Raw genomic sequence first — 13,884 nt, 5'->3', positions numbered from 1 at the left:
ATCAACTGACAGACCGCATTCGCGAGCAAGCCCGCTCCCACATTTAATATTCATTTTTTCGACTATTTGGCCTTGTCTTCCCGACCCCGCAACACGCGATTAGGCATGGCAATCGCCGCCGCCAACCCCAACAACGACACCCCGGCACTGACCATCAGCAAATGCCTGAAGGTAATCAACAACTCCCCCCGCAAGGCATCCTGCGCCGGCCCAGGCGCGGCATTCAAACCATCCAGCAGCACATTCCCCGAACTCCCCTCCGCGACCAGCGCCCCACTGGCCAGGTGCGCAACACTGGAGTCCTGCAACAACGCCAGCAACAGCGCCGACATGCATGCCACCCCAACCGCACCGCCCAGGGAACGGAACAGGTTGGTGGTGCTGGTCGCCACCCCGATATCCCGCTGCTCCACCGAGTTCTGCGTACCCACCAGGGAAGTCGGAAACTGCATCCCGGCGGCAATCCCGCACAGCAACATAAACAGACTGGTGACCGCCACCGCCTGAGGCGCACTCAACGCCATGCCGAAAATCGCGATCGGGCTCAGGAAGGCGCCAATCAGGATCATCGGTTTATAACGCCCGGTCACCGAGGTCATGCGCCCGGCAAAATACGCCCCCATCGGCAAACCCATCGCCAGCGGCAGCAAATGCAAGGCGGCACTGTCGGCACCGGAACCGGTGACGGTCTGGTAGCGCAGCGGCATCAGCACCGTCAGGGAAATCGCCTGGAAACTGGTAAAGAAAATCGTGCACCAGCACAACACCGCGCTGCGGTTGGCAAACAGGTGCATCGGCAACAAGGGCTCCCGCGCCCGACGCTCGTGCCACACAAACACCGTCAACGCCACCACGGCACAGACCAACAGCCCCAGCACTTCATTGTCGCGCCAATGATGGCCCTGGCCGATTTCGGTGATACCCAGCAACAGCGCCGTCAAACCGACGATCATCAGCACAGTGCCGAGGTAGTCGATCACCGGCTTGCGTTGCGGCACCGGCAGCCCCACCAGCGTGCGATGGGCCACCCACCAGGCGCCCGCGCCCAGCGGCAGGTTGATCAGGAACACCCAGCGCCACGACAGGTACTCGGTCATGTAGCCGCCCAACACCGGGCCGGCCACGCTCGCCACCGCGTACATGCTGCTGAAGTAACCCTGGTAGCGCCCGCGCTCACGGGGCGGAATAATGTCGCCGATAATCGCCTGGCTGACCGAAATCATCCCGCCAGCACCGATACCCTGGAGGATCCGCGCCAGCACCAACTGCTCCATGCTCTGGGCCATGCCGCAGAACAGTGACGCGAGGGTGAACAGGCCCATGCCGATCAGCATCATTGGCCGGCGCCCGTACAGGTCGCCGAGCTTGCCGTAGATCGGCACGGCCACGGTCATTGCCACCATGTAGCCGGAGATCACCCAGGCCAGCAGGTTTACATCATGGAACTGCGCGGAAATGGCCGGCATGGAAACGGCGACGATGGTCTGGTCCAGGGCCCCGAGAAAGATCGCCATCATCAAGGCGACAAGGACACTGCGCACGGCGGGTGTGGCGGGCTGATTGAGGTTGGTCACGGCAGAACCTGCGAGCAAGGGCCCGCGGGAAAAGGAGGCCCACGGGAATGCTCGTCAGTGTACTAGATAGCTGACTATTCGATAGCCTCGTAAGGAAGTCCGACGTAATTTTCTGCAATGGTTTTACGCCCCGCCTCTGAGTCCACGAAATACTCCAATTCGCTCTGTGCAATGCGCTGGCTGAAGCCGTCTGCCTCAGGAAACTGATGCAACATCGAGGTCATCCACCAGGAAAACCGTTCGGCCTTCCAGATCCGCCGCAAGCAAATCTGTGAGTACTTTTCCAGCAACTCTACCCGGCCCTCGCGATACACCTTGAGCAGGATATTGAACAAGGTACTGACATCGCTGGCCGCCAGGTTCAAACCCTTGGCGCCGGTGGGCGGCACAATGTGGGCGGCGTCGCCGAGCAGGAACAGGCGGCCGTACTGCATCGGCTCCACCACAAAACTGCGCAGTGGCGCGATGCTCTTTTCGATGGACGGGCCGGTCACCAGTTGCTCGGTGAGTGAGCTGGGCAAGCGGGTTTTCAGTTCATCCCAAAAGCGTGCATCGGACCAGTCGTCCACCGACTCATCGGCCGGCACCTGCAGGTAATAACGGCTGCGGGTCGGTGAACGCATGCTGCACAGGGCAAAACCGCGTTCGTGCTTGGCGTACACCAGTTCATCGTGGATCGGCGGGGTGTCGGCGAGGATGCCCAGCCAGCCAAACGGATAGACCCGTTCAAAGACTTTCAATGCCTCGGTGGGAATTGACTGGCGCGCCACACCGTGAAATCCATCGCAGCCAGCGATGTAGTCGCAGTCCAGCCGGTACTGCTCGCCTTTATGTTCGAAGCTCAGCCACGGCTCCGGGCTCTTCAAATCATGGGGCTGCACGTTGCCGGCTTCATACAACGTTGTCGCGCCGCTGGCCTGGCGCGCGGCCATCAGGTCGCGGGTGACTTCGGTTTGCCCGTAGATCATCACCGTCTTGCCGCCGGTCAGCGTCTTGAGGTCGATATGGGTCAGTTGCCCATTCAGCGCCAGCTCAAAGCCCTCATGCACCAGGCCTTCGGCATCCATCCGCGCACTCACGCCGGCCTGGCGCAGCAGGTCGACCATGCCTTGTTCCAGCACCCCGGCACGGATGCGCCCTTGCACGTAATCCGGCGTCTGGCGCTCAAGAATCAGGGTTTCGATCCCGGCGTTGTGCAACAGTTGACCGAGCAGCAGCCCCGAGGGACCGGCGCCGATGATGGCGACTTGGGTTTTCAGCGTTTTCATTATTTTTATGGCCCGCAAGCTTCATCCGAACGTATCCGGTGAAAGAGTTGTCATTGAAGGTGTTGCTGGCATTTTTCACTTGAGTGCCCGGCATAAGAAGGTGAAAACTGAGCCCAAAGCTGCGCTTTTCGCCAATTGGGGCGATTACCGCACAACTCTCCCGAAGTATCGGATGAAGCCATGACCAAAACTGCCAGTGCCGCGATTCCAGTGTTCAAACTCTACGGTGAGAGCCAGCAATGGCCGACCCCGGATTTGTTGCACTGTGAAACCATCTCCCGGCGCAGCCGTGAGTACCAGTGGGAAATCCAGCCCCACCGGCATGCGGACCTGTGCCAGTTGCTTTACGTGCACAAAGGCCAGGCACAACTGGAGATCGAGGGGCAGCGCAGCACCCTGAATGAATCGACGCTGCAGGTGCTGCCGCCGTTATGCGTGCATGGCTTTCGCTTTTCCGAAAACGTCGAGGGGTTTGTGGTCACCCTGGCCGCGCCGCTGATGGCGCACCTGCAGGGGCAACTGGGCGCGGCGCTGGATGGCCTGAATGCCCTGGGCAGCTACCCTGCCGGCAACGACAGTGACTACCTCAACAGCCTGTTTGCGCGCCTGCAGGAGGAGTACGCCAGCGACCAACCGGCGCGAGACATGATGATGCACGCCCTGGTCAGCGTACTGCTGGTGTGGATCAGCCGCCAGGCCATCCAGCGTCGCCATCCACGGGCACCGCGGGGCCGCGAATACTTCCGCCGGTTCACCCAGCTGGTAGAGCAACATTATCGCGAGCACCCGAAAATCGAAGACCTGGCCCACAAGCTCGGGATCTCGGTCTCACACCTGAACGGGACGTGTCGGGAGTTGGGCGGGCAGCCCGCGTTGCAGATCATGCACGACCGCCAGTTGCTGGAAGCCAAGCGCCTGCTGACCTACACCAGCATGACCATCAATGAAATGTCGGAGGTGTTGGGCTTTTCCGACCCGACCAACTTCTCACGGCTGTTTCGCCGACGCGTCGGGTTCTCCCCGAAGGCGTTTCGGGAGCAGTTGAAAGCCGACCAGGACGCTAGCGAAGCGAACTGAAGGCAGCCATGTGGCCAACGCATTGACCGTGATTGCAGCTGGAGGCGAAGCCCGGCTGCATGCGGGTCTGTTCGACGCGGTAGGCGGCAGTGCCATAGAGCGCGGTGGCGGCGGCGCACAGGGTGAAAATCATCAGGTACTTTCTTGTTTTGATCGACATGATGCTGACCTCTGATCCGATCAAGAAGGTGCTTTGATAAGCATAGGTCAGCTGGGGCAAGTCGCCATTATCGGGCGACATTCAACCTGTTTATGCAGGCTTAGAGACCGACGTCCCACACCGGCTCTTCCGGAAACCTCAATACCAGGAAATCCAGCAGGCTGCGCAGCGCCGCCGGCATATGCTTGCGCGAGGCGTACACCGCGTAGATGTTCATCTGCTGCGGCTCGGCCTCGGGCAACAAGCGGATCAACTCGCCACTGCGGATGTAGTCGCCCGCCTGATAACTCGGCAGCCGCGACACCCCTGCTCCCGCCAGCGTCACCCGCAATAAGGTACTGGCCTCGTTGGCGCTGATATTGCCCTGCACCGGCACCGACACCGGCTCGCCGTTCTCCATGAAGTGCCACAGGCTTTTGCCGAAGTAGGAGTGGGTCAGGCAATTGTGCCGGGCCAGGTCCTGTACCTGCCGCGGCTGCGGATGCTCCAGCAGGTAAGCGGGCGATGCGCAGATCACCGAACGGCACAGCGTGAGGCGGCGGGCGATCAGGTTGGGGTCCAGTTCGAAGCTGGTGCGGATCGCCAGGTCGATGCGCTCATCCACCAGGTTCACCGTGCGATCAAGCATCTGCATATCGATGTTGACCAGCGGGTAGCGCTTGACGTATTCGGCCATGGCATCGGCCAGTTGCGCCTGGCCGAACGAGGTGCTGACACTCAGGCGCAGCAGGCCGCGAGGCGCTTCGTCGGGTTCGCTGACGGCGGCCTGCATGTCGCTGCACAACTCCAGCATCTGTCGGCAACGGGGCAGGGTTTCGCTGCCGGCGGCGGTCAGGCTGAGCTTGCGGGTGGTGCGGTGCATCAGGCGCGCGCCGACCCAGTCTTCCAGCTCCGCCAGGTAGCGCGACACCACCGGGCGCGACAGGTCCAGATGGTCGGCTGCCGCCGACTGGCTGCCCAAGTCCACCACCGCGACAAACACCCGCATTGCTTGAAGACGATCCATGATTTGCCCGCTTTTAGAAACAAACTATGTCCAAGCATCGCATTTTTTGTAGCGTTTGGTGCAACTAAGCTCTGTCCACACCTTACCGATGACTGGAGCTGCACATGTTTGGATTCTCCCCGCTCAAGCGCGTGGCCCTGGCCGCCGCCTTCCTGGCCTTCGCCGCGCACGCCATGGCGGCCGACTTGACTCTGGACGCCTACAACCCGGGCGAGACCGCGATGATGCCGGTCACCTCGGTACTGGTCAGCGGCGACAAAGATGCGATCCTGGTGGACGCCCAATTCGGCAAGACCCAGGCCGAGCAACTGGTGCAAAAAATCCGCGCCAGCGGCAAGCGCCTGACTACCATCTACATCAGCCACGGCGACCCGGACTACTACTTCGGCCTCGATACCCTGACCGCCGCCTTCCCCCAGGCCAAAGTCCTGGCACCGCAGCCGGTGGTGGACCATATCAAGGCCACCGTTGAACACAAACTGGCGTTCTGGGGTCCGAAACTGGGGGCCGACAAGCCTGCCAAAGCCGTCATCCCCCAGGTACTTGAAGGCCACAGCCTGACCCTCGAAGGCAAGCAACTGGAAGTGATCGGCCTGGACGGCGCACAACCGGACCGCACCTTTGTGTGGATCCCGTCGATCAAGGCAGTGGTCGGTGGTGTGGTGGTCTCCGAGAACATTCATGTGTGGATGGCCGACACACAGACCGCGAAGTCCCACACCGATTGGCTGGCAACCCTGCAACGTATCCAGGACTTGAAACCGCGCACCGTGATCCCAGGTCACTACCTGGGCACACCGTCGCTCAAATCCGTAGCGTTCACCGCCGACTACATCAAGGCGTTTGATGAAGAAACCGCCAAGGCCAAGGACTCTGCCGCCCTGATCGCGGCGATGAAAAAGCGTTACCCGAACCTGGGCGACGAAAGCACCCTGGAATTGGGCGCCAAAGTCGCCAAGGGCGAAATGCAGTGGTGAGTCGATTCAACCCTTAACCGTACTGGAGAACGTCATGAGCAAGATCGCAATCATTGGTGCCACCGGTCGTGCCGGTAGCCAACTGCTGGAAGAAGCGCTGCGTCGCGGGCACACCGTCACGGCCATCGCACGTAATACCGACAAGATCGGCGCGCGCCCTGGCGTCACCGCCAAGCAAGTCGATGCGCTGGATGCCCAGGCGCTGGAACAGGCCATCCGCGGCAACGACGTGGTGATCAGCGCGGCGCACTTCGCCACCCTGCCTGCGGAAGCGGTGATCAACCCGGTGAAAAAAGCCGGCGTGAAGCGCCTGCTGGTGGTCGGCGGTGCCGGTTCGCTGTTGTTGCCGGGCGGCAGCCGAGTGATCGACAGCCCGGGCTTCCCCGAGGAATACAAAGCCGAAGCCAGCGCCGGCAGTGTTTTCCTCGATACCCTGCGCCAGGAAAAAGACCTGGACTGGACCTTCCTGTCACCTTCGGCGGAGTTCGTGGAGACCGCACGCACCGGCACATTCCGCCTGGGCCAGGATGAATTGCTGGTGAGCAGTGAAGGCCGCAGCTGGATCAGTTTTGCCGACTTTGCGATTGCGCTGATTGATGAAGTGGAAACACCGAAGCATTCACGCCAGCGGTTTACCGTCGGCTACTAAGGCTGACGCGCACTAAAAATGTGGGAGCGGGCTTGCTCGCGAATGCGGTGTGTCAGTCAACAGATGGATTGGCTGACCCGGCGCCTTCGCGAGCAAGTCCCCTCCCACATTTTGATCTTCATTGTGACGGCGACTGTGCCTGGCTCACCAGCCAATCCATAAGCTGCTCCAACCCCGCCGAGGGCTCAGTGCCCGGCGGGTACACCAGGTAATACCCCATCCCCGTCGGCACCCGTAGTTCAAACGGCGTCGCCAACCGCCCCGCCTTCAGGTCCTCGCCAATCAGCGCGCTGTCGCCAATCGCCACGCCCGAGCCTTGGGACGCCACCGTCATCGCCAGGTCCAGGGTTTCAAAATGATGCCCCTGGGCCAGATTGCTCAAGCGTGTATTCGCCGCTTTCAACCACAACGCCCAATCGCGCTCATCCCGCGTAGGGTGCAACAACACCTGTTGCTGCAAATCGGCGGGCGTTTGCAAGCCACCGAGCAAGGCCGGCGCGCACACCGGTGTCAGGCGCTCATCGAACAGATGCCGGGCCTGGGCCGACTGCTCGGCAATCGGCGCGTAGATCACCGCGGCATCGAACTGCTCGCGGCGAAAGTCGACGGTGTAGGCCACGGTGGTGGTCAACTCCACCGGCACATCCGGGCGTTCCTGCTGCCACTGCATCAGGCGCGGCAACAGCCAGCGCATCACGCAGGTGGAGGCCTTGAGCTGCAAGGTCTCGCGGCGGGTGCCGATCTGCTCAACCGCCTCGCCGATCAGGCCGAACACCTGCTGCGCCCGCAGTGACCATTCGCGGCCCTCTTCGGTGAGGCTCAAGCCACGAGCCTGGCGCTGGAACAGCGCATAGCCCAGATGACTTTCCAGCCCGGCGATCTGCCGACTCACCGCGCCCTGGGTGATGTGCAATTGCTCGGCGGCTCGGGTGAAGTTGCAGCACTGGGCCGTGACCCAAAAGGTGTGCAGGGCCGGCAGCGGCGGAAGACGTTTCATAAGGGCGCAGCCATGACGTGAGGACATGGCTAGTATGACTTTTTATCGATTGTTGCCGCTACGGGCCAGCCGTTCCAATACGGGCCTTTATCAACAATAAGAGCGACGACAATGGCGACCTGCGGCGAAGTATTGGTCAACCTGCTGGAAGGCTACGGCGTGGACCAGGTGTTTGGCATCCCCGGCGTGCACACCGTGGAACTCTACCGGGGCCTGGCGCGCTCGAGCATCCGCCACGTCACCCCGCGCCACGAACAGGGCGCCGGCTTCATGGCCGACGGCTATGCGCGCACCAGCGGCAAGCCCGGCGTGTGCTTCATCATCACCGGCCCCGGCATGACCAACATCACCACCGCCATGGGCCAGGCCTACGCCGACTCGATCCCGATGCTGGTGATCTCCAGCGTGCAGTCCCGCAGCCAGCTGGGCGGCGGGCGCGGCAAGCTGCACGAGCTGCCGAACCAGAACGCGATGATCGCGGGCGTGGCGGCGTTCTCCCATACCTTGATGTCGGCGGCCGAGTTGCCCGGTGTACTGGCCCGGGCATTTGCGCTGTTCCAGGCCGGACGACCGCGCCCGGTGCACATCGAAATCCCGCTGGACGTGCTGGTGGAAAACGCCGACGCGTTGCTCGGCAGTGAACCGGTCAGCGTTTCCCGCGCTGGCGCTGCGCCGTCGGCGGTCAAGCAGATGAGCCAGTTGCTGGCGGCGGCAAAACGCCCGCTGATTCTCGCCGGTGGTGGCGCCATCGACGCAGCCCCCGAGTTGACGCAGCTGGCCGAAACCCTCGGCGCGCCGGTGGCGCTGACCATCAACGCCAAGGGCATGCTGGCCGCCAACCACCCGCTGCTGATCGGCTCGACCCAAACCCTGGTCGCCACCCGCGCGCTGGTGGCCGAGGCAGACGTGGTGCTGGCGATCGGCACCGAGCTGGCGGAAACCGACTACGACGTGACCTTCGCCGGCGGCTTCGACATTCCCGGCGCCCTGCTGCGCATCGACATCGATTCCGACCAGACCGTGCGCAATTACCCGCCGCAAGTCGCGCTGGTAGCCGACGCGCAAATCGCTGCGCAGGCACTGCTTGCCGAGCTGGGCAACAAACCCCTGGCCGTCCGCGACAGCAACTGGGGCGCCCACCGCGTCGCCCGCCTGTGGAGCGAACTGGAACCCACCTGGGACGCCGCCACCCGCGCGCAAACCCTGTTCCTCAACACCGTCCTGGACGAACTGCCCGACGCCGTACTGGTGGGCGACTCCACCCAACCGGTGTATACCGGCAACCTGACCCTGAACCTCGACCAGCCGCGCCGCTGGTTCAACTCCTCCACCGGCTACGGCACCCTCGGCTACGCCTTGCCGGCGGCCATCGGTGCGTGGCTGGGGCGCGGCAACGGTGCGCCGGTGGTGTGCCTGATCGGCGACGGCGGCCTGCAATTCACCCTGCCGGAACTGGCCAGCGCCGTGGAAGCGCGCACGCCGGTGATCGTGCTGCTGTGGAATAACCAGGGCTATGAGGAGATCAAGAAATACATGGTCAACCGCGCCATCGAACCGGTGGGCGTGGACATCTACACCCCGGACTTTATCGGCGTGGCCAAGGCCCTCGGCGCTGCTGCCCAGCGCGTCCAGGGTGTTGAGGAATTACGCAGCGCCTTGCGTGCCGCGACTGATCGCCAGGGCCCGACGCTGATTGAAATCGACCAGGGGCTTTGGATGAAGGAGGTGGCGGTATGAGCGCGGTATTGAATGGGCTGTTTATCAATGGCGCGTGGCGTGCCGGCCATGACGTGCTGGACGTGATCAACCCGGCCACCGAGGCCACCCTGGCCCAAGTGAGCGTGGGTGATGCAGGCGCGGTGACTGAGGCCATCGGCGCCGCCAGCGCGGCCTTCCCGGACTGGTCGAAAAGCACCGGCCGCGACCGCGCCGCGCTGTTGCGCAAGATCGCCGAGGGTGTGAGCGCAGAGCGTGAACACCTGATGCAACTGCAATCGAGCAACAACGGCAAGCCGCTGTTTGAAGCCGGCATCGATGTGGATGACGTGATCGCCACCTTTGCCTATTACGCGAACCTGGCCGACGAAATGGACGCCACCCAGGACCGTCCGGTGGTACTGCCCACTGAGGATTTCAGCGCCCGTGTACGCCGTGAACCCTGCGGCGTGGTGGGCCTGATCGTGCCGTGGAATTTCCCGATGGTGACCACCGCCTGGAAACTCGCCCCCGCGCTGGCGGCCGGTTGCTGCGTGGTGCTCAAGCCTTCGGAAGTGACGCCGCTGGCAGAGCTGGAACTGGCCCGGATCATCGCCTCGGTGGGCTTGCCTGCCGGTGTGTTCAACCTGGTCTGCGGCACTGGCCTGGCGGTGGGCGCGCCGATGGCGGCTGACCCACGGATCGCGAAAATTTCCTTCACCGGCAGCAATGCCGTGGGCGTGCAGGTGATGCAGCGCGCCGCCGAAACGGTCAAGGGTGTGAGCCTGGAACTGGGCGGCAAATCCGCGTTGCTGGTGCTGGCGGACGCCGACCTCGACCTGGCCGTGGAACTGGCCTGCGGCGGTGGTTTCTTCAACGCCGGGCAGATGTGTTCCGCCACCAGCCGGGTGTTGGTGGCCGACGAACTGGCGGACGAGTTTCTCACCCGCTTGCAGGCCAGGGCCGAGAGCATTCGCGTGGCGGACCCGTTTGCCGAAGACGTGGAAATGGGCGCATTGGTCAACCGTGCGCAGTACCAGCGGGTGCTGGGGCATATCGAACGTGGCCTGCAAGCCGGCGCGAAGCTGCTGTGTGGCGGCGGGCGCCCGGCGGATTTGCCTCATGGGTATTTCATTCGCCCGACGGTCTTCACTGAAGTGCCGTTGGACAGCGCGTTGTGGAACGAGGAGATCTTCGGCCCGGTGCTGTGCGTGCGCAGTTTTGCCAATGACGCCGAGGCGGTGGCGCTGGCCAATGACAGTGAGTTTGGCCTGGTCGCGAGCGTGCTGAGCAGCAACCTGGAAGCGGCTGAGCGAGTGGCCAATGCTTTGCAGGTGGGTTTGGTGTGGATCAATGCGCCGCAGGTGATCTTCCCGCAAACGGCGTGGGGTGGTTACAAGCAGAGCAGCATTGGCCGCGAACTGGGGCCTTGGGGGTTGCAGGCGTTTCAGGAGATCAAGCATGTGATCCGGGCGGTGTAGAAACACTCAAGAGCACCACTGTTCCCTGTGGGAGCTGGCTTGCCTGCGATTGCGGTCTATCAGACACAGATGTGTTGCCTGACCCACCGCTATCGCAGGCAAGCCAGCTCCTACCTGTTGATTTGTGCCGTGTCAGCAGATGCATTTTTTCAATAGCCCCAACGACTTTCTCATTTGCCGCCCTCCCCCACGCCCGGCCTAATACTGCCCTTGTCAGTTCAAGGCCTGCCCATGGAAAACGTCCGCGCAAAACCCGCCACCGCCGTTTGGCTGATGATCAGCGTTGTGCTGGTTGCCCTCAACCTGCGCCCGTCGATGGCCGCCGTCGGCCCGTTGTTGTCGTCGATTCGCGCCGATGTGGCCCTGAGTTTCAGCACGGCCTCCCTGCTGACCATGCTGCCGGTCATGGCCATGGGCCTGGCGATGTTTTTTGGCATGGGCGTGGCCAAACGCTTCGGCGAGCATCGCAGCATTGTGCTGTCGCTGGTGGTGATCGGCCTGGCCACCGTCTCCCGGTTGTTCCTGGACTCGGCGGTTGAGCTGATCCTCAGCGCCATCGCGGCCGGTGTGGGGATCGCGATGATCCAGGCGTTGATGCCCGCCTTGATCAAGTCGCGCTTCAGCGACAACGTTTCCCTGTTCATGGGCCTGTACGTCACCGCGATCATGGGCGGCGCGGCCCTCGCCGCTTCGTTCTCGCCGTTTATCCAGGTGCAAACCGGCAGCTGGCGCATCGGCCTGGCCATCTGGGCGGTTCTCGCGGTATTGGCGCTGGTGTTCTGGTACGCCCAACGCTCGGTGCTGCCGCCGCTGCCGCAAGCCGGCGCAGGCCCGCAGGCGTCATTCTTCGGCAATCGCAGGGCCTGGTTGCTGGCGATTTTCTTCGGCCTCGGTACCGCGTCCTACACCTGCGTGCTGGCCTGGCTGGCGCCGTACTACGTGGAACAAGGCTGGAGTGAACAGAACGCCGGCCTGTTGCTGGGCTTTTTGACGGCCATGGAAGTGGTCTCCGGCCTGATTACCCCGGCCATCGCCAACCGCCGGAGGGACAAGCGGGGTGTGGTCGCGGTGCTGCTGGTGCTGATCATCGCCGGCTTCTGCGGGCTGATCCTGAGCCCGCAATACCTGAGCCTGCTGTGGCCGTGTTTGCTCGGCCTGGGGATTGGCGGCTTGTTTCCGATGAGCCTGATCCTGTCCCTCGACCACCTCGACAACCCGCGCCGCGCCGGTGGCCTGACGGCCTTTGTGCAGGGCATCGGCTACCTGATCGCCGGGTTGTCGCCGTTGATTGCCGGGATGATCCGCGACCAGCTGGGCAGCTTCGAGTGGGCCTGGTGGTCACTGACGGCCGTGGTGGTGGTGATGCTGCTGATCGTACTGCGCTTCGATCCCCGGCATTACGCGCGGCATATTCGCTGAGGTCGTGTTGTAAACATTATTTGTCCCACCTCAAACAGAGAAAGGTCCGACAGAGCTTTCTATTGGTACGAGCGTTCCGTTAACATTTTGTATTGTCTTGTACCGATTTCGGTACAAAGCGCTTGCGGACGGAACGGATGCTAAACAGCAACTTGCTTAGAAAGCTCGATATGCAGGACCTGATGGTGTTTGTCGCTGTTTACGACCAAAGCAGCGTCACCGAGGTTTCCGAAACCCTGTTCGTCAGCCAGTCCACCGTGAGCTACAGCCTGAAGAAGCTGCGCACCAGCTTCGAAGACGAGTTGTTTATCAACACCCGGGCGGGCATGCGTCCTACGTACAAAGCCGCCACCATGTACGGGCATGTGCAGAAAATCCTCGAAAGCATCAACCTGTGCCATGCCGGCAGCCAAACGTTCGACCCCACCCAGAAGGCTGTGACCTTCAACGTCTGCGCCCCCGAATACTTCGAACAGTTGATCCTGCCGCGCCTGCTGAAAAACTTCGACCGCGCCGACCTGCCGGTGATCGTCAACGTGCAGAAGCTCGAAACCGAGGTCCCGGCCGACGCCTTGCGCGACGGGCGTCTGGACCTGGTGATTTGCTTCGGGCCGCACTTTCATCGCGAGCACAAGGACATCAAGACCCAGATGCTGCTGGAGGACGACCTGGTGTGCGTGTTCGACAAACACTCGGCGCCCCGGGAACCGGCGTTCAGCCTGCAATCCTTCGTCGCCCGGCGCCATGTGTTTCCGACGCCCTGGAGTTCCGACACCAACATGATCGACGGCTGGCTGGCGCGCCAGTCCCACAAACGCCAGGTGATCGCCCGCGCCAACAGCTACAGCGCGGCGCTGAAGATGATCACCGGCACTGACTTTATCGTCACCTTGCCCCGTCGAGTGCTGAAGCTGCTGGCAGACACGACCGTGTTCGGCCATTGCGAAGCGCCGAACGGTTTGCCGGGGTTTACCCTGGATATGCAGTGGAATGAACACAGCGCGCAGGACAGCGCCAACACGTGGTTCAGGGAGCAGGTGGTGAAGGTGTGTGCGGATCAGGGGTTGCTATAACTTTTTTGTAGGAGCGAGCTTGCTCGCGAAGAACGTTAACGATGACACGGGCATTCAGGATCCCCGCGTCGTCTGTTAGTTTTTCGCGAGCAAGCTCGCTCCTAAAGTAGTTAGCCGATGGTGACTTTGCTGTAGGAATCGCGATCCATGTCTACCAGCAGGACGCTGAGCTGAACCTGCAAATCCGCCGGCCATTCGCCCAGGTCCTGCAGCGCCGCCAACAGGCTTTCCGACAATTGCTTCTTGACCTGCGGTGAACGCCCGCTGAGCAGCGACAGCTTGACCGCGATAAAAGCGCGCGGGCTGATGGACGTGCCAACCTGGAATGTCTCCACCTTCAGCGCGCGGCTTTTGATATCGAACTCGGAACCGAACTGCCCGGACGCCATCAGCACGTTGTTGAGCCGCAACAAGGTTTTCTCAACGGCCAGCTCTGTGAGATTGGCGGTGTATTCCAGATGCAGATGCGGCATGAAAGGCTCCGAGTTGTTGTAGGAAAAGAGTCATA

General features: G+C 62.3%; 13 protein-coding genes. 7 read left to right on the top strand and 6 right to left on the bottom strand.

The window, feature by feature from the left end:
* Window positions 1-62: 62 nt before the first annotated feature.
* Together HYE77_RS02155 and pobA are read right to left on the bottom strand one after the other, a co-directional pair.
* On the bottom strand, window positions 63-1,574 hold the full coding sequence (locus HYE77_RS02155) for an MDR family MFS transporter (protein ID WP_177068349.1): 1,512 nt from the start codon (window positions 1,572-1,574) through the stop codon (window positions 63-65).
* A gap of 74 nt (window positions 1,575-1,648) precedes the next feature.
* Window positions 1,649-2,833, bottom strand: a complete 1,185-nt coding sequence (pobA, locus tag HYE77_RS02150) for a 4-hydroxybenzoate 3-monooxygenase (RefSeq protein ID WP_177046293.1) — start codon at window positions 2,831-2,833, stop codon at window positions 1,649-1,651.
* 189 nt (window positions 2,834-3,022) lie between these two features.
* On the opposite strand from pobA, the gene HYE77_RS02145 reads away from it, so the two are divergent.
* Complete coding sequence (locus tag HYE77_RS02145) at window positions 3,023-3,919, top strand: helix-turn-helix domain-containing protein (protein ID WP_177068348.1); 897 nt, start codon at window positions 3,023-3,025, stop codon at window positions 3,917-3,919.
* Here the strand turns inward: HYE77_RS02145 and HYE77_RS02140 are convergent.
* Both HYE77_RS02140 and HYE77_RS02135 read right to left on the bottom strand, forming a co-directional pair.
* The gene (locus tag HYE77_RS02140; RefSeq protein WP_162835184.1) at window positions 3,903-4,079 is read right to left on the bottom strand and encodes a hypothetical protein; all 177 of its coding nucleotides are present in this window, start codon (window positions 4,077-4,079) and stop codon (window positions 3,903-3,905) included. The genes HYE77_RS02145 and HYE77_RS02140 overlap by 17 nt on opposite strands.
* A gap of 100 nt (window positions 4,080-4,179) precedes the next feature.
* Window positions 4,180-5,085 carry a LysR family transcriptional regulator gene (locus HYE77_RS02135; protein ID WP_003210653.1) on the bottom strand — a complete coding sequence of 302 codons (906 nt, stop codon included), beginning with the start codon at window positions 5,083-5,085 and terminating at the stop codon, window positions 4,180-4,182.
* Between the two features lie 104 nt (window positions 5,086-5,189).
* On the opposite strand from HYE77_RS02135, the gene HYE77_RS02130 reads away from it, so the two are divergent.
* On the top strand, window positions 5,190-6,062 hold the full coding sequence (locus HYE77_RS02130) for an MBL fold metallo-hydrolase (RefSeq protein ID WP_177068347.1): 873 nt from the start codon (window positions 5,190-5,192) through the stop codon (window positions 6,060-6,062).
* A 34-nt stretch (window positions 6,063-6,096) separates the two neighbouring features.
* Entirely contained in the window at window positions 6,097-6,711 is a 615-nt protein-coding gene (locus HYE77_RS02125; protein WP_177068346.1) for an NAD(P)-dependent oxidoreductase, read from the top strand.
* 118 nt (window positions 6,712-6,829) lie between these two features.
* Here HYE77_RS02125 and HYE77_RS02120 read toward each other — a convergent pair whose 3' ends face one another.
* Window positions 6,830-7,708, bottom strand: a complete 879-nt coding sequence (locus tag HYE77_RS02120; RefSeq protein WP_177068345.1) for a LysR substrate-binding domain-containing protein — start codon at window positions 7,706-7,708, stop codon at window positions 6,830-6,832.
* A 111-nt stretch (window positions 7,709-7,819) separates the two neighbouring features.
* Between HYE77_RS02120 and HYE77_RS02115 the strand changes: the two genes are divergently transcribed.
* The 4 genes from HYE77_RS02115 (at window position 7,820) to HYE77_RS02100 (ending at window position 13,376) form a co-directional block, all read left to right on the top strand.
* Window positions 7,820-9,445 carry a 5-guanidino-2-oxopentanoate decarboxylase gene (locus HYE77_RS02115; protein ID WP_177068344.1) on the top strand — a complete coding sequence of 542 codons (1,626 nt, stop codon included), beginning with the start codon at window positions 7,820-7,822 and terminating at the stop codon, window positions 9,443-9,445.
* Entirely contained in the window at window positions 9,442-10,884 is a 1,443-nt protein-coding gene (locus HYE77_RS02110; RefSeq protein WP_177068343.1) for an aldehyde dehydrogenase family protein, read from the top strand. The genes HYE77_RS02115 and HYE77_RS02110 overlap by 4 nt, the downstream gene beginning before the upstream one ends.
* Before the next feature lie 231 nt (window positions 10,885-11,115).
* Entirely contained in the window at window positions 11,116-12,303 is a 1,188-nt protein-coding gene (locus tag HYE77_RS02105; RefSeq protein WP_087692582.1) for a cyanate transporter, read from the top strand.
* Between the two features lie 137 nt (window positions 12,304-12,440).
* On the top strand, window positions 12,441-13,376 hold the full coding sequence (locus tag HYE77_RS02100; RefSeq protein ID WP_023659100.1) for a LysR family transcriptional regulator: 936 nt from the start codon (window positions 12,441-12,443) through the stop codon (window positions 13,374-13,376).
* Between the two features lie 110 nt (window positions 13,377-13,486).
* On the opposite strand, the gene HYE77_RS02095 is transcribed toward HYE77_RS02100, so the two are convergent.
* Complete coding sequence (locus tag HYE77_RS02095) at window positions 13,487-13,849, bottom strand: 5-carboxymethyl-2-hydroxymuconate Delta-isomerase (protein ID WP_087692584.1); 363 nt, start codon at window positions 13,847-13,849, stop codon at window positions 13,487-13,489.
* Window positions 13,850-13,884 lie beyond the last annotated feature (35 nt).

It is taken from the genome of Pseudomonas sp. IPO3774 (assembly GCF_013386835.1).
Taxonomy (GTDB): domain Bacteria; phylum Pseudomonadota; class Gammaproteobacteria; order Pseudomonadales; family Pseudomonadaceae; genus Aquipseudomonas.
This window is presented reverse-complemented; position numbering and strand designations above follow the sequence as displayed.